Below are 15,606 nucleotides of genomic sequence, written 5' to 3' on the forward strand. Positions count from 1 at the left end.
CGGTAGGCGTCCGTGGGCGTCCGTGGGCATCGGTAGGCGTCGGTGGGCGTCAGTGGACGCCGAGGTCGGCGAGCAGCCGGCGCCGGAGGTCCGCGAAGGCTGGGTCGGCCGGGTCGCGCGGGCGCTCGACGGTGACGGCTTCGTCCCGGGCGAGCCGGCCGTCGCGCAGCACCACGACCCGGTCGGCGAGCCGTACGGCCTCGTCCACGTCGTGGGTGACCAGCAGTACGGCCGGGCGGTGGCGGCGCACCAGGTCGCCGACGAGGTCCTGCATGCGCAGCCGGGTGAGCGCGTCGAGGGCGGCGAACGGTTCGTCGAGGAGCAGGAGTCGCGGTTCCCGGACGAGCGCCCTGGCGAGTGCGACGCGCTGCGCCTCACCGCCCGAGAGGGTGGCGGGCCAGGCGTCGGCGTGCCGCTCCAGGCCGACCTCGGCGAGCGCCTTGAGCCCGGTCTCCCGGGTCGCGGCGCCGCGCCGCAGACCGACCGTGACGTTGGCGAGCACCCGTTTGGACGGCACCAGTCGAGGCTCCTGGAACACCACCGTGCGCACCGGGGGGACGAGCACGGTTCCCCCGTCAGCCCGGTCGAGCGCCCCGAGGATGCGCAGCAGCGTGGTCTTTCCGGTGCCGCTGGCGCCCAGCAGGGCGACGAACTCGCCGCGGACGATGGAGAGGTCGATCCGGTCGAGGACCGCCCTGGTGCCGAACACCCGGCGCAGACCTCGCAGGTGGACGGCCGGGACGGCCTCCTCGGGCCCGGAGGCGGACGCGGGCGTGGTGAATGGGGCGAGCGTGGCGGTGCCGGTCGGGTCGGTGGTCATCGGGCCGCTCCCTGGACGGCCTGGCGCCACGGCATGAGCACGCGTTCCAGGACTCGGACGATGCCGTCGGCGGCGAGGCCGAGCAGCCCGTAGATCAGGATGCAGACGGCGAGGACGTCGGTGCGCGAGTAGTTCTGCGCCTGGGCCATCAGGTATCCGATGCCTTCGGTGGAGTTGATCTCCTCGGCGGCGATCAGGGCGATCACGCTGAGCGTCATCGACAGGCGCAGTCCGGACAGCAGCGAGGGCAGCGCGCCGGGCAGCACGACCGTGCGCACGATCGCCCAGCGGCCGAGGCCGAAGCTGCGCATCGCCTCGACCAGCTTGCGGTCGGTGCTGCGGACTCCGCCCGAGGCGGACACGTACATCGGGAAGCTGGTGGCGACCGCGATCAGGGCCACCTTCGCGGTCTCGGTGATGCCGAACCACACCATGAACAGCGGGACGAGGGCCAGGAACGGGACGGTGCGCAGGATCTGGATCGCGGAGTCGAGCAACTCCTCGCCGAGGCGGGTGAATCCGGTGACCACACCGAGCACCAGTCCGGTGGTCGCGCCGAAGAACAGGCCCAACCCGGCGCGGGTGAGGGAGACGGACAGGGCGTCGGTCAGCTGGCCGTTGCCCCACAACTCCCCGACGGCCTGGGCGACCTGGGCGGGTGAGGCGAGCACGTCCTGGGTCAGCGCGCCGGTGGCCGAGGCGAGCGCCCAGCCACCGAGCAGGGCGAGCGGACCGATGGTGCGCAGGGTCACGGCGAGCGCGCGGGGGCGGGGGCGCAGGCGCCGGCTCTGTGGGGCGACCAGGCCGGCGGCCAGCGCCGCCCGGGTGTCCGCCGGTGGGAACTCCTCGGTCGTGGTCATCACTTGGCCACGTCCCCGAGCTTGTTGACGTCGATCAGGTACGGCTTGACGTCCACCAGTTGCTTGGTGACCTTCTGGTCGGCGAAGAACCGGGCGACGGTGGCAAAGCGGGCGGTGTCGGCGTCGGAGATGGCGTCGGCGGGGGTGCCCTGCCGGCTGACGTTCACGGCGACGTCCTTCTCCGCGGGGGTGACGGCGGTCGGGCCGGCGTCGGTGAACACGTTGAGGTAGCCGGCCGGGTCGGCCCTCTCCTTCTCGCCGTTCTCGCGCAGGTATCCGTAGAAGGCCTTCACCACCTCGGGGTGCTTGTCGGCGAAGCCGCTGCGCACCGCCCAGACGGCGTAGTTGTCGGAGCCGACCTCCTGGCCGTTGACCAGGAAGTGTGCTCCGGTGTTGGCGATGGCGGGTGTCGAGAAGGTGTTCCAGGTCGCCCAGGCGTCCACCTGGCCGGAGTTGAAGACGCCGGAGGTCTGGTCGGCGCGCAGGTAGACCCGTTCCACCTTGTCGGCCGGGACGCCGTTCTTCGCGAGCGCCTTGAGGAGCAGGTATTCGCTGGTGCCGCCCTGGGAGACGGCGACCTTCCTGCCGACCAGGTCCTGGACGGTCTTGACGGGTGAGTCGTTCTTCACCAGGATCCCCTCGCCGACGCCGTCGGGCGCGGTCTGGGCGAACAGCTTGAAGCCCGGCTTCTGGGCGAGTGCGGCGACGGCCGAGGTGATCGAGCCCTGGGCGACGTCCAGTTGGTCCGCGGAGAGGGCCTGGGCGGCGGGGGCGAAGGGGCCGGCGCTGCCGGTCCAGGCGACCTTGGCGTGGACGGCGGCGAGGGCCTGGTCCAGCGAGCCGTCCTTCTTGCCTCGGGCGAGGAAGCCGTTGTTGCCGGGGTCGGGCAGGCGGAGCACGACCTCGGCCCTGCCGTCGGTCCCGCCCCCGGCGGAGGCCTTGGCCCCGTCGGTGGACGAGCCGCAGGCGGCCAGGGCGGTGGAGGCGAGCAGCGCGATGGCGGCGCGGGCGAGACCGGGGATCTTCACGGGGATTCTCCAGGTGAGTGACAGATGGCAGCGGACAGATGACAGCTGACAACTTTCGAAATCTGTTAGCTGAACGCTGTCAGCTGAAGTCTGTGATCTGAACGCCGCCGGCACCGACACCCGCCCCGACACCCGCCCCGGCGCCCCCGCCCGTACCCCCGCCCGAACGCCGCACCCGCAGCAGCTCGCGGGCCGCGCGGAGCGGCTCCGGGTCGACCCACGCCTGCACGTCCACCGGCGCGGCAAGGAAGCCCTGCTCCCTGAGGAATCGTTCCTGCAGCGCCAGCAGGTCCAGCCGCTCCCCCGACAGGTCCAGGTGCAGGGTCCGGTGGCTGCCCGGCGCATAGGCTCCGACGACGCCCTCCGCCCCAGCGCCGGTCTCGACCCGCAGGATCCGGCCCACCTCCTCCGGGTGCTCCGCCGCCCAGTCGGCGGACTCCAGCAGCACCGCGAGGAAACGGGCGACCAGTTCGGGGTGCTCGTCCAGCAGCCGCTGGTGGACGGTGATCGGCCGGGGCGTGCCGTTGTTGACCCGACTCCGGCGGTCGGGTGCCGCATCCAGTTCCACGGCCACCTCCGCACCGATCCGGCGGGCCGCCTCGACGGCGAGCGCCCCCTTCACGTACACGGCGTCCACCGTGCCGTCCCGCAGTGCGGCCAGTTCGGCGGACCACTGCCCGCCGCCGGGGATCCCTGGGACGTCCACCGGTTCGGCGTCCGCCAGGGTGAGGCCCGCGAGCCCGAGGGCGCCGCGGAAGCCGGCCAGCGCCATGGCCCGCCAGAAGTCGATGCCGATGTCATGATGTGGGACTGCCAGCCGCAGCCCGCGCAGCTGCTCCGGCCCGGTGACGCCGCTGCCGGCCCGGACCAGGACCACCTGGCGCTCCTCGATCCAGGTGAGGCCGATCAGCCTGGTCGCCTCGCCGCGCGAACGGGCCCACAGCGCGGGGACGTTGCCGCCCTCCCGGAACAGGCCGGTCAGCGCGTGGGTGTAGTGGTGGTCAGCGGCCACCTCGGGCGGAGCATCCTGCAGCGAGCGGACGGCGATGCCGTCGGCGGCGAACTCGCGGGCGAGCCGGCCCTGGTCGGCGGCGATCCCGGTCGCGGTGGGCACCGGGCAGCGGGTGAACCAGAGCGTGTCGGGAAGCGCGGAGGGGTTCTGGATACGACTGGACAACGGAGTTGGTCCTCTACGGGGGCTCCGGCGACGGCCGGAGGAGGTCGGGATCGATCACCGCACGATGGCCCAGGAGGCTTGGTGCGCAAGGGAGTTGTACGCCACGATGCAGGACGGGCCGGGCGCGGAGGGGTCGGTCAGCGACAACACGCATGGAAGGGGAGACACCGGTGGGACGTCACGGCGCTTCTCCTTCCGTGGAGTCGGGGCGGGCGCCGCCCGGGCCGAGTGGCCGTCCGGCGCGACACGAGGAGCGTTCCACGGCGGGCGAACCGGAAGCAAGCTTTTGCCACATGGTGGGATCAGTTGTTCATCAACGCCATTCCATTGCAACGTCATCGACACATTCCCGCAGCACTGGCTGCCCTACGCTGAGACCCCGCCTCCGGCCGCCCGTCCGGAGTTCCCATCGAAACGCGAGGTGCCATGGCCGAGGCCGCCACCGCCGTCCAGAGTCCGCCGGCCGGTGCGCAGGCCGTCCAGCGCGCGCTCGGGCTGCTGCACTGCTTCCACGACAACGGCCCCGACCTGAGCGCCTCGGACCTGGCCCGCCGGATGGGCCTGTCGGTCTCCACCGCGCACCGGCTGGCCCGCACGCTGGTCAGCGCCGGGTTCCTGGAGCAGGACGAGCAGACCGTCCGCTACCGGCTCGGTCCGGCCGTCGCCGAGCTCGGCCAGCTCACCTTCCACCAGCGCGGGCTGCACCTCGCCGGACCCGAGCTGGAGCTGCTGTCCAGGCGCACCAAGGCGACGGCCGACCTGGCCATCCGCAGCGGCGCCCACGCGGTGATCCTGGTCGGCGGCTCGGTCCGCCCGGACACCGGACTGGGCCTGCGCCGCCCGCTGCACTCCACGGCGCTCGGCAAGGTCCTGCTGGCCTGGCCGCGCCCGGGTGAGACGGCACCGCCGGCACTCGGCCCGCTGCCCTCCTTCACCGACCGCACGATCACCGAACCCGCCGCCCTGAGCGAGGAGTTGGCGAAGGTGCGGACGGCCGGTCACGCGCTGAACGACGGCGAGTCGGCGGCCGGGGTGCGAACCGTGGCCGTACCGGTCCTGGACGGCGCCGGGCAGGCGCGGTTCGCCCTGGCGGTCCGATCGACGCCCGCGCACCTCACCGACGACCGGCTGGACTGGTTCCTCGGCCACGCCCGCAGCTGCGCCGACGCCCTCGCCGTCCTCCTCCTGCCGCCGGACCAGCGCCCCTGACGGTCCGGCGGAACACCACGGCCCGGAACACCACGAGCCGAAACTCGACGAGCCCGAACGCGACGAACCGAAGCGCGACGAACCGGAACTCGACGAAGCAGCGGACCGCCCGTCCACATCCGGGACGAGCGGTCCGCTGCCGGACCGAACGGTGACGGCCCGCCGTCAGACCGCGGCCGGGGTGTACTTGTAGCCGACCCGGCGGACCGTCACGATGGTGTCCCGGTAGGCCGGTCCGAGCTTGCGGCGCAGCCGGGCGACGTGCACGTCGACCGTCCGCCCGTCCCCGACGTGGCCGTAACCCCAGACCGCGGAGACCAGGTGGTCCCGGGTGTGCACCCGCTGCGGGTGCTCGGTGAGGTGGGCCAGCAGCTCGAACTCCAGGTACGTGAGGTCGAGCAGCCGCCCGTCGACGTAGGCGTTGCGCCGCTCGGTGTCGACGGCGATGCCGCGTCCCGCCGGGCGGACCGGACGGACCCCCGAGGCGGTGTGGGCGGCGGAACCCGCGTGGGCCCCGGGGACGGCGTGGCCCCCGGAGGCGGCGATCCCGGCAGCGGCAGGACCGCCCGACAGGCCGGCCGTCCCCGGGCCCGCGGCCCCCGCCGCCAGGCTCTCGGCCGGCACCAGCACCAGGTACCCGACCAGCGGGCCGCCGTTCGCGCCGCCGGTCTGCGTGCCGTACTGCGCCAGCAGGCCCTGCGGCAGCACGCCCTGCGGCAGGGTGGCGACGACGGCCGCCCCCTCCGGCAGCGCGGCGAGCAGCGCCTGGGGCACCTGCGGGGCCACCGCGCCCGGCTGGGCGACGGCGGGGGCCGGGACGGCCGCCGGACGAACCGGACCGGCGTGGGTCAGCCCGGCGTGGGCCGGACCGGCATGGGTCGGCCCGGCGTGGGGCGCACGGGCCGCCGCCCCGGGCCAGCGGTCGGACACCGGCGCCGAGGGGACGGACGGCCCGGCGGCCCCCGGCGCGCCGGGACCGACCGGCACGGTGACGGGAACGGAGGAGACCGGAGGGACGGAGCGGACCGCGCGCAGGTGCGGGGTCGCGGTGGGCAGGGGCAGGGTGGCCGTGGAGGAAGAAGACATGGTGTGCCGCTCATTTCGCGCGTGACGGACGGGGTGGAGTCGTCTGCGCGTCGACCGGGCGTACTGCCTGAGCTGGACCGGGTCGAACCGGGTCAGCGGGCGGCGGGCCGGGACGCGCTGGGCGAGCCGGGACACGTCTGATCGAACAGGTGCGGCTGCCGGGACGGCCAGAACGGCTCGAGGTCGGGGCGACCCCGTCGGCTGTCCGCGGCACGGCTCCCGCACCGGTTCCACCGCCCGGTCCGTCCACCCGCGCGCATCGCGGGGGCCGACCCGGTCGTTCGGGTACGGCCGACGAGGCCGGGGACGGTGCTGGGGCAGACGATGTTCACTGGTGCTCTCTCCGCTGGGCGGGTCCGGTTGGTCGGCCGCGGCACGCCGGACGGGCGGTCCGCTACGGCCTGGTCGACGGGTTTCGGCGGTGCGTCGGGCGGTGGGCCGGGTGGGCCGTCAGCGCCGGGGACGTACCGGGAAGGTCAGGCCGGTCAGCGACAACACGCGCTGCAGATCAGCGCGTGGTCGATGTAGCGGCGGACGGTGAGCGCCGGATCGGCGGGACCGGGCACGGCGGCGCCGGTCATGGAGGCACCGGTCATCAGGGAGCCGAGCATGAGGGCACCGGACGTCGGGGAGCCGGGCGCGGCGGTGATGATGCGTCGTCGGCCGACGGTCATCCTGCTGCCCTCCCCCTTCGTTCTCCACCCGGCGGCGCACCGCTGCCGGAGCCCGCCGACGATGCCTCGCCGGTTCGTCGAAGGCCGTCCGCCGGTCGCAACGCCCTTGTGAACGTGGCGTTTCCGGCGCTCCCGACGGCACGGCCGGGCGGCCTTCGACCACAGAGCCTTCCACGGCCGGGGCGGTCTAGGCAACCTTCCGCGCAGTGATCGTCCGGGATGTGGACAGCTTAATGAGACGGATAGCGGAACGCGCAGGTCGGCGCGTCCACCCGCCGAGTCGTCGCACGGCGGAACAACGGCCGGCTCACGGCCTTGGTCGGATCGGTACCGAATCGCGCCGGGCCGGAGCCGAGCCGGGCGGGCCATACCGGAGCCGAGCCGGGCCGGGCGGGTCAGGATCCGAACCGGAGCCGAGCCCCCCTCAGGCGCCGACCGTGGCGCGGCGGCGTCTGAGGGACGCGACGTGCTCGACCAGCGCGACGAGGAGATCCTTGCCGTCCTGCCGCACCCGCGCGTCGCAGAGCAGCACCGGAATGTCCCGGTCGAGGTCGAGCGCCTCGCGGACCTCGTCCGGCGCGAACCGTTCGGTGCCCTCGAAGCAGTTCACCGCGACCAGGAACGGGATGCCGCGCTGCTCGAAGAAGTCCACCGACGGAAAGCAGTCGGCCAGCCGCCGGGTGTCCGCGAGCACCAGGGCGCCGAGCGCGCCGCGGGCCAACTCGTCCCAGACGAACCAGAACCGGTCCTGCCCGGGCGTGCCGAACAGGTAGAGCGCGAGCCCAGGCCGAAGGTCGATCCGTCCGAAGTCCATCGCCACGGTGGTGGTGCGCTTCGCCTCCACCCCCGAGGTGTCGTCCACCGGGCGGCCCAGCTCGCTGAGCTCCTCCTCGGTGCGCAGCGGCCGGATCTCGCTGACCGAGCCGACCAGGGTGGTCTTGCCGGCGCCGAAGCCGCCCGCGACGAGGATCTTCACCGCGACGGCCGGACCTCCGCGCCAGCGCGGGTCGTTGACGTTCGCCGGATGGGGCGCGGTGTCGTCCCGGTACGGCCCGGTGGCGACCGGGTGGGGGTGGGGGTCAGAGCGCACGGAGTCCATTGATCACGTCTCGCAGCAGGCGCTCGTCCGGCAGCTCGGCGAGCGGAACGGGTCGGGTGACGCTGATCAGTTCGGCGTCGTAGAGGTCGCCGAGCAGTACCCGCACCACACTGACCGGCAGGTCGGTGTAGGAGCCGAGCTCGGCGACGGAGAGCGGCTCGCGGCGGCACAGGGTGAGCAGCGTCTGGTGCTCCGGGTCGAGGACGTGCGCGGGCACGGCCCCCGCGACCGGCCCGGGATCGACGGCGGTGACCAGTGAGATCAGGTCGAACAGCCCCTCCTCGACCGGCCGGGTGCGGCCGCGGGTCATCGAGTAGAGCCGCACCACCGGGCCGGCCTCGTCGTCGAACCAGCGGTCGTCGACCGGGGTGCGCGGCCGGAACAGGTCGACGTCGGGCCCGTCCGGATCCGCCTGCCCGTTCCCCGCCACGGCCTCCGGACCGCCCGGACCGCCCGCGCCGCCCGGACCGTAGGCACCGGCAGAACCGCCGACGCCGGACGGCCCGGCCGTGCCTACCGGCACCTGGGGGCCGTCCGACGTCTCGGGGCCGTCCGGCACATCCGCCTTCGGATCCGCCATCGGACCGCTCATCTCACCGGCGGGGCGGTTTCGGTGCGCGGTTCGGCGGCCATGTGCTCGCCGACCCGCTTGACCAGCAGCGCCATCTCGTACGCGATCTGGCCGATGTCCGCCTCGGCCTCGCTCAGCACGGCCAGGCAGCTGCCGTCGCCGGCGGCCGTGATGAAGAGGAAGGCCTCGTCCAGCTCGACCATGGTCTGCCGGACGCCACCGACCTTGAAGTGCCCCCCGGCGCCCTTCGCCAGGCTGTGGAACCCGGCGGCGACGGCGGCCAGGTGCTCGGCGTCCTCGCGGCCGAGGTCGCGGGAGGCACCGGTGGCCAGGCCGTCGTTGGAGAGGATCACCGCGTGCCGCAGGGCCGCGACGCGCCCCACCAGGTCGTCCAGGAGCCAGTTGAGGTCCCCGGACGACTGCATCGACGTGGTCATGAATCAGTTCCTTCCGCTGGAGCGGGTGGTGCGTGTGGAGCGGGTGATGCGGGTGGCGCGGGTACGACAGGTGGTGCGGGTACGGCAGGTGGCGCGGGCGCACCGGTGTCCGGGCTCCGGCGGACCGGCTGCCCGGGCGGCACCCGACGCGCTAGCGGCGCCCGGCCGGTGTCCTGCGGCGCGGGCAGCGCCGCCGGGGCGGGCGCCGGGCCGATCGCCCGCCGGGACCGGTCCGGCGGCTGCCAGACCGGTACGGCGGTGGACCGTCCCTCCGTCCGTCCGGGACGATCGTCGGGCGTGCCGGGACGATCCGTCAACGGAGCACCGGGGCGGTCCGCCGGCGCACCGGTGCGGCCCGTGGACGCGCCGGTGGACGCACCTGTGCGGTCCGTCGGAGCCGTGGCGCCCCGCCCCTTGGTGAAGCCGCGCTGGAACGAGGCGAAGGTGGCCCGGGCCTCCTCGGGCGAGCGCTCCCTGACCTCGCGGGTCTCCCCGCCGTCGGTTTCGGCCCCGTTGCGGAACCGTTCCTTCAGCTGTTCCGTGAGTTGGTCCCTGAGCTGCGGCGCCAGGTTCGCCTGCCGGACCCGCCGGGGCAGGCCGCCCGCCGTCCGGAGCGGCGCGGCGTCCGCGGCGGGAGCGGAAGCGGGAACGGAAGCGGAAGCGGGAACGGCGTCGGCCCGCCCGACGGCGCCGGTGGCGTCGTCGCCGTCCGCCACCACCGGACCGGCCCCAGCCGGACCAGCCCCAGCCGGACCGGCAACCGCACCTGCAGCCGCGACGGCCGCCTCGGCCGCGGCCACCACCGCGTCCTCCCGCCGGTGACGGCCCGTCCCCGGCGCGTCCTCGGTGTCCGCCGCGGGAGCGGGGACCAGCACCGGCCCACCCCTGCTCCGGGAGGCCCGGCGCGGCAGCCCGCCCGGCGTACGGCCCGCGTCGGGCGCGGAGGGCCTCGGCCCGCCCGTCGTCCCGCGGTGCTTGCCGACCAGGCCACCCGAGCCGCCGTCGGCGCCGGCTCCCGCGCGACCTCCGGTAGCCGCACCGGCCCCGGCACCGCCGGACCCGAGCGTGGCCGCCGACGGGGTGGCTCCCCCCGACCCCGGCACCGCGACCAGGTCCCGCTGCCCGCGCCGGCCGCCCGCCGCGGACCGCTTCCCGGCCGCGCCCGGCTCCGGCATCCCGTCCGGAGCCTCCGCGAGCAGCTCGCGCGGGATCAGCACCACCGCCGTCGTCCCGCCGTACGGGGACGGCCGCAGGTGCACCCGGATGCCGTGCCGGCGGGCCAGCCGGCTGACCACGAACAGGCCCAGCCGGTCGGTGTCGGCGAGGTCGAACTCCTGCTCCACGGCGAGGCGTTCGTTGATCTCGGCGAGCAGCTGCTCGCTCAGTCCGAGGCCGCGGTCGTCGATCTCCAGCGCGAAGCCGTGCGCCACCACCTCGCCCTGGACGGTGACCTGGGTGCTCGGCGGGGAGAACACCGCGGCGTTCTCGACGAGTTCGGCGATCAGGTGGGTGACGTCCGCGACGGCGCTGCCGAGCAGGCCGGTGCCGGGGAACGGCCGGACGATCACCCGGGCGTAGTCCTCGACCTCGCCGACCGCCGCCCGGACCACGTCCACCATCCGGACCGGCTTGCGCCAGGCGCGCCCGGGCGAACCGCCGGCCAGGATGATCAGGCCCTCGGCGTGCCGGCGCATGCGGGTGGTGAGGTGGTCGACCTTGAAGAGGTCCTCCAGCTCCGCCGGGTCCTCGGTGCGACGCTCCATGGTGTCGAGCAGGGTGAGCTGGCGGTGCAGCAGCACCTGGCTGCGCCGGGCCAGGTTGACGAACACCGCCGAGACCCCGCGCCGCAGTTCGGCCTGTTCGACGGCGGCCTCGACGGCGGCCCGCTGCACCGCGTTGAAGGCCTGGCCGACCTGGCCGATCTCGGAGTCCCCGAAGTGCAGCTCGGGGGCCTCGGTGGCCACGTCCACCGACTCGCCGCGGCGCAGCCGCAGCATGACGGACGGCAGTCGGGTGCCGGCCAGCTCGTCGGCCGCGTTGCGCAGGCCGATCAGCTGCCGGGCCAGACCCCGGCCGATCCGGAACGAGATCATGATCGACAGCACCACGGCGACCAGGCCGATGGCACCGGCGATGCCGCCGCGCCAGAGCAGTCCGATCGAGGTGGACCGCGCGCGCTCGTCCAGCCCGGCGGAGATCCGGCTGTTGATCGAGGCGAGGTCGCCGAGCGCCCGGTCGGCGGTCTCCCGCCAGGAGTCGCTGTTGAGCGCCTGCACCACCCGGTCGGGGCCGCCGGCACCGACGAAGTCCGCCTCGGCGCGGGCGAGCGCGCCCCAGGCCTCGCCGCCGCGCAGCGCGATGTAGTCGGACTGGTCGGCGGGGTCCAGCTCGGCGACGTAGACGGTGAACAGCGCCTGCTGGTTGTGCAGGGCGTCCAGCGCGGCCTGGTACTGCTCGGCGGTGGGCTTGGCGGCGCCGGTGCGCAGGCCCTCCATCGCCGCGTCCTCCTGCGACAGGTACTCGCGGGCGCGCACCAGCTCGATCAGGATGGTGCCCTGGCGGGGGAGCTGGCCGCTCTGCCGGGCGACGTAGGCGGACCGGAAGCCGAACACCGGCTTGACCAGGTCGCTGTACTGGCCCAGCGCGAACTCCCAGTTCAGCGCGGAGCGGCCGACCTGGGCGCGCAGCGGCCCGAGCTGGTCGGCGGCCGCGATGATCTGCACGAAGCGGCCGCGCTGGGGGGCGGAGAGCTTGCCCGCGGAGCCGTCCTTCTTCTGCCGCAACACCTCCAGGCTGCGGTCGGTGGCGGCCTTGGCCTGTTCGTAGGCCTCCCTGGCGACCGGCGAGCGCGGGTCCGCCAGCCGCTGGACGGCGGCGCGGCGCTCGTTCTGCAGGTCGCCGGTGTACTGGTCGACCGGGCCCTCGAACTCCTTGTACGTACGGCTGATGCCGAGCTGGCTCCAGACGTCCCCGGTGGTGGCGATCGTCGCGTACGCCCACAGGGCGGCGAGCGCGACGATGGGCACCAGGAGCAGCGCGATGATCTTCGCGCGGATCGAGCTGCTGCGCAGACGCATGGAGTCCTCGGTCGGGGATGGCCAGGCGCGGACGGGGAGCGGTGGGGTGGCGTGGGGCCGGGCCGGACAGCGGCGTGGGGTGGTGTGGAGGTGCTGAGGGAAAGGTCGGAGGAGGGTTCCCGGCCACAGGTCTGCGAGACTCTACTACGCCGTCACCACTCCTTCGAGAGGCGGTGATGCCCGCCGGTGCCCGGACGGCGGGGTTGACAGCGGGCCCCGTGTCCTCCCCGGTTCCTCACCGGTTCCTCCCCGCGCCTTCCCGCGCCTCCCCGTGGGCGGCACCACCCGAGGCGACCCGTGCCGATCTCGTCGCGTCACCGTCACAACCCTGGGCAGTGCCGGGACGATCCGATAGTTTCGGCCCACCCCGTACCACCGGCACCGAACTGGGGAGGACCGTGCGCGAGTTCACCACTCCCGCCCCGGCCGCGTCCGAGGCCACCGGAGGACTCGCCGACTCCCTCTACGACACCGCCGAGCGCACCCCCGACCTGGTCCAGCTGTCCCGGCGGGCCGAGGACGGCCAGTGGCGGGACGTCACCGCCCGGGAGTTCCGGGCCCAGGTGCTCGCCCTGGCCAAGGGCCTGCTCACCCATGGCGTGCGCTACGGCGACCGGGTCGCCCTGATGTCCCGCACCCGCTACGAGTGGACACTGTTCGACTACGCACTCTGGTCGATCGGCGCGATCACCGTCCCCGTCTACCCCACCGCCGCCGCCGAGCAGGTGCGCTGGATCCTCGCCGAGACCCAGGCGGTGGCCTGCCTGGTCGAGGACGAGGACGCGGCGATGACGGTCGGCGCGGTCTGTGACGCGTTGCCCGACCTCACCGGAATCTGGCAGCTGGACCGCGACTGCGTCGCCGCGATCACCGAGGACGGCCGCGGCGTGCCCGACGCCCTGGTGCACCGCCAGCGCCTGGGCGTCGCCGCCGAGAACGTCGCCACGGTCGTCTACACCTCGGGCACCACCGGCCGCCCCAAGGGCTGCCTGATCACCCACGCCAACCTGGCCGCCGAGGCCGACGCCCTGCTCGCCGGGTGGGGGGACGTCCTGCGCGACACCGGCGGCGGCCGTCCCGCCACCCTGCTGTTCCTGCCGCTCGCGCACGTCTACGGACGGGCCGTGCAGATCGCCGCGATCCGCGGCGGCTTCCGGATCGGGCACGTCCCCGAGGTCTCCACCGACGCGCTGCTGCCCGCGCTGGAGACCTTCCGCCCGACCTTCCTGCACGCCGTCCCGTACGTCTTCGAGAAGATCTTCCGGCAGGCCCGGCGGGCCGCCGAGGACGCCGGACGCGGCGAACTCTTCGAACAGGCGCGGCAGGTGGCCGTCGACTGGGCCTCCGCCCGGGAGCAGAAGGCGTTCGGCCGCGGCCCCGGCCCGGGTGCGGCCCTTCGGCTGCGTCACCTCGCGTACGAGCGGACGGTCTACCCGAAACTGCGGGCGGTGTTCGGCGGCCGGGTGCGCAGCGTGATGTGCGGGGGCTCCACACTCCGGCGCGAACTGGGTCTGTTCTTCACCGGCGCCGGCCTCCAGTTGTACGAGGGCTACGGGTTGACCGAGACCACCGCCGCGATCACCGGTAACCCGGTCGGCCGGCAGAAGCTCGGCACGGTCGGGCAGCCGGTGCCGGGCGCCTCGGTGGCGATCGCCGACGACGGCGAGGTGTGGGTGCGCGGCGGCTCGGTCTTCGGCGGCTACCTCAACCATCCGCGCTGCACGGCCGAGTCCCTGGTCGACGGCTGGTTCGCGACCGGCGACCTGGGCCGGCTGGACGAGGACGGCTACCTCAGCATCACCGGCCGCAAGAAGGACCTCATCGTCACCAGCAGTGGCAAGAACCTGGCCCCGGCGGCCCTGGAGGAGCGGGTCGAGGCGCACCCGCTGGTCTCCCAGTGCCTGGTGGTGGGCGACGACCGGCCGTACGTGGCGGCGCTGATCACGCTCGACCCGGCGGCGTTGGCGCACTGGCTGAAGACGCGCGGGCGGGAGCATCGGGACCCCTGGGCGGTGCTCGCGGACGAGGACCTGCACGTGGAGGTCCAGCGTGCGGTGGCGGTCGCGAACACGGCGGTCTCACGGGCCGAGTCGATCCGCGCGTTCCGGCTGCTGCCACGGGAGTTCAGCGAGGAGCAAGGGCTGCTGACCCCTTCGCTCAAGCTGCGGCGGGCGGCGATCGCCGAGTACTACGCGGCGGACATCGATGAGCTGTACCTGTCCTGAACCGGCCCGGCCCGCCCGAACCCGACGTTACCGTGCTGGCCCTGCCGTACCGTCTTGTCGCTTGTGTCGCGGGCGCGGTGGCCGGGCGATGACCACCGGGTTCATCCACCGTTCCCTTGACGACCCTATTGGTCTAGTCCATTGTTGCGACACGTTCCCGAGTTCCACGGTCCGATTCCGCTCACGCCCTCCCCGCGGGCGTGCCCCCACCTGCTGGAGTCCCCACGTGTCGATGTCCATGCGCCTGTCCGCGCTGGCCGCCTCGGTCGCGCTGCTCACCGGCCTCACCGCGCCGAGCGCGCAGGCCGCACAAACCGCGCAGACCGCACAGACCACTCAGGCCGCACAGACCGTCAACCTCGCCACCAACCCCGGATTCGAGGCGCCCTCCCCCGACCTCGCCGACTGGGGCAGCATCCCCGGCTGGACCTGTACCGGCGGACCGGCCGAGGCGGCCGTCACCGCCACCGCCCCGCACACCGGTGCCTCGGCGCTGACCGTCACCCCGGCGAACGCCGACTCCACCGGCGAGTGCGCGCAGACCGTCGCGGTCCGGCCCGGCACCACCTACACCGCCTCGGCGTGGGTGCGCGGCGACTTCGTCCACCTGGGCGCCACCGGCACCGGCAAGGACGTCGCGCCCGCCTGGACGGAGACCACCGGCGGCGGCTGGCAGCGGCTGAGCACCCGGTTCACCACCGGCCCGAACGCGCACAGCGTCCGACTGTACGTGCACGGCTGGTACCAGCAGGGCCCGTTCTCGGTGGACGACGTCCGGGTGGACGGCCCCGCGCCCGCCCCGGCCGTCGCCGCGGGCTCCGTCCCCACCGACGACAAGGTCGTCTTCTTCACCGTGGACGACGGCTGGCAGCGCACCCCCGAGGCGGAGCGGTTCATCGCCGACCACCGGCTGCCGATCACCGCCTTCCCGCTGCCGATGCCGGCCGCCGCCGACCCGGCCTTCTTCCGCCGGGTCACCGCCGTGCCCGGCTCATCGGTCCAGGACCACAGCGTCTCCCACGCCGACCTCAGCAAGCTCCCGCTGGAACAGCAGCAGGTCGAGATCTGCGACGCCCGGGACGCCATGACCCGCCTCTTCGGCACCGCGCCGACGTTCTTCCGCCCGCCGTTCTTCGCCTGGAACGCCGACACCCTCCAAGCCGCCGCCAACTGCGGCATCCGCACCGTGCTCACCGCCGACGCGGACTTCAGCTGGGGCGCCTCCAACATCTGGCACCCCGGCCTGCTGCATCGACCACCCGGCCGCGCGGCTGATGGTCCGCTACAAGGAGCTGTCCCGGATCCACGTCGCCCACGGCTGGGCCTGGCAGGACGCCTGGGCC

13 protein-coding genes are annotated in these 15,606 nt (G+C 74.1%); 3 read left to right on the top strand and 10 right to left on the bottom strand.

Annotation, left to right across the window (positions count from 1 at the left end; all coding sequences use genetic code 11):
- Positions 1 to 49: 49 nt before the first annotated feature.
- The 4 genes from ACWDBB_RS08675 to ACWDBB_RS08690 form a co-directional block, all read right to left on the bottom strand.
- On the bottom strand, positions 50 to 820 hold the full coding sequence (locus ACWDBB_RS08675; RefSeq protein WP_449788864.1) for an ABC transporter ATP-binding protein: 771 nt from the start codon (positions 818 to 820) through the stop codon (positions 50 to 52).
- The gene (locus ACWDBB_RS08680) at positions 817 to 1,680 is read right to left on the bottom strand and encodes an ABC transporter permease (protein WP_449788865.1); all 864 of its coding nucleotides are present in this window, start codon (positions 1,678 to 1,680) and stop codon (positions 817 to 819) included. Before ACWDBB_RS08680 ends, ACWDBB_RS08675 begins: the two co-directional genes overlap by 4 nt.
- Positions 1,680 to 2,708: an ABC transporter substrate-binding protein gene (locus ACWDBB_RS08685; RefSeq protein WP_449788866.1), complete on the bottom strand. Its 1,029-nt coding sequence runs from the start codon at positions 2,706 to 2,708 to the stop codon at positions 1,680 to 1,682. Before ACWDBB_RS08685 ends, ACWDBB_RS08680 begins: the two co-directional genes overlap by 1 nt.
- Positions 2,709 to 2,787: 79 nt before the next feature.
- Complete coding sequence (locus ACWDBB_RS08690) at positions 2,788 to 3,885, bottom strand: ABC transporter substrate-binding protein (RefSeq protein WP_449788867.1); 1,098 nt, start codon at positions 3,883 to 3,885, stop codon at positions 2,788 to 2,790.
- A 426-nt stretch (positions 3,886 to 4,311) separates the two neighbouring features.
- On the opposite strand from ACWDBB_RS08690, the gene ACWDBB_RS08695 reads away from it, so the two are divergent.
- Complete coding sequence (locus tag ACWDBB_RS08695) at positions 4,312 to 5,094, top strand: IclR family transcriptional regulator (protein ID WP_449788868.1); 783 nt, start codon at positions 4,312 to 4,314, stop codon at positions 5,092 to 5,094.
- Between the two features lie 165 nt (positions 5,095 to 5,259).
- On the opposite strand, the gene ACWDBB_RS08700 is transcribed toward ACWDBB_RS08695, so the two are convergent.
- From ACWDBB_RS08700 to ACWDBB_RS08725, 6 genes are all read right to left on the bottom strand, one after another.
- Positions 5,260 to 6,180, bottom strand: a complete 921-nt coding sequence (locus ACWDBB_RS08700; protein WP_449788869.1) for a winged helix-turn-helix domain-containing protein — start codon at positions 6,178 to 6,180, stop codon at positions 5,260 to 5,262.
- Between the two features lie 485 nt (positions 6,181 to 6,665).
- On the bottom strand, positions 6,666 to 6,854 hold the full coding sequence (locus ACWDBB_RS08705) for a hypothetical protein (RefSeq protein ID WP_449788870.1): 189 nt from the start codon (positions 6,852 to 6,854) through the stop codon (positions 6,666 to 6,668).
- A gap of 424 nt (positions 6,855 to 7,278) precedes the next feature.
- Entirely contained in the window at positions 7,279 to 7,830 is a 552-nt protein-coding gene (locus ACWDBB_RS08710) for a GTP-binding protein (RefSeq protein WP_449788887.1), read from the bottom strand.
- Between the two features lie 103 nt (positions 7,831 to 7,933).
- Positions 7,934 to 8,533, bottom strand: a complete 600-nt coding sequence (locus ACWDBB_RS08715) for a DUF742 domain-containing protein (protein ID WP_449788871.1) — start codon at positions 8,531 to 8,533, stop codon at positions 7,934 to 7,936.
- Positions 8,534 to 8,541: 8 nt separating this feature from the next.
- Complete coding sequence (locus tag ACWDBB_RS08720) at positions 8,542 to 8,961, bottom strand: roadblock/LC7 domain-containing protein (RefSeq protein WP_449788872.1); 420 nt, start codon at positions 8,959 to 8,961, stop codon at positions 8,542 to 8,544.
- Entirely contained in the window at positions 8,958 to 12,038 is a 3,081-nt protein-coding gene (locus ACWDBB_RS08725; protein ID WP_449788873.1) for a sensor histidine kinase, read from the bottom strand. The genes ACWDBB_RS08720 and ACWDBB_RS08725 overlap by 4 nt, the downstream gene beginning before the upstream one ends.
- Positions 12,039 to 12,436: 398 nt before the next feature.
- Here ACWDBB_RS08725 and ACWDBB_RS08730 point away from each other — a divergent pair, with 398 nt between their 5' ends.
- A complete protein-coding gene (locus ACWDBB_RS08730) occupies positions 12,437 to 14,263 on the top strand; it encodes an AMP-dependent synthetase/ligase (RefSeq protein ID WP_449788874.1) in 1,827 nt (608 codons plus the stop codon).
- A 232-nt stretch (positions 14,264 to 14,495) separates the two neighbouring features.
- The coding region (locus ACWDBB_RS08735; protein ID WP_449788888.1) for a polysaccharide deacetylase family protein at positions 14,496 to 15,606 on the top strand (1,111 nt) is incomplete at its 3' end.

The sequence above is a fragment of the Kitasatospora sp. NPDC001095 genome (assembly GCF_053598615.1).

Excerpts from the sequence above, each read along its gene's own strand:
- ACWDBB_RS08675 (WP_449788864.1), bottom strand. The coding sequence starts at position 820 with ATGACCACCGACCCGACCGGCACCGCCACGCTCGCCCCATTCACCACG.
- ACWDBB_RS08680 (WP_449788865.1), bottom strand. The coding sequence starts at position 1,680 with ATGACCACGACCGAGGAGTTCCCACCGGCGGACACCCGGGCGGCGCTG.
- ACWDBB_RS08695 (WP_449788868.1), top strand. The coding sequence starts at position 4,312 with ATGGCCGAGGCCGCCACCGCCGTCCAGAGTCCGCCGGCCGGTGCGCAG.
- ACWDBB_RS08700 (WP_449788869.1), bottom strand. The coding sequence starts at position 6,180 with ATGTCTTCTTCCTCCACGGCCACCCTGCCCCTGCCCACCGCGACCCCG.
- ACWDBB_RS08705 (WP_449788870.1), bottom strand. The coding sequence starts at position 6,854 with ATGACCGTCGGCCGACGACGCATCATCACCGCCGCGCCCGGCTCCCCG.
- ACWDBB_RS08715 (WP_449788871.1), bottom strand. The coding sequence starts at position 8,533 with ATGGCGGATCCGAAGGCGGATGTGCCGGACGGCCCCGAGACGTCGGAC.
- ACWDBB_RS08720 (WP_449788872.1), bottom strand. The coding sequence starts at position 8,961 with ATGACCACGTCGATGCAGTCGTCCGGGGACCTCAACTGGCTCCTGGAC.
- ACWDBB_RS08725 (WP_449788873.1), bottom strand. The coding sequence starts at position 12,038 with ATGCGTCTGCGCAGCAGCTCGATCCGCGCGAAGATCATCGCGCTGCTC.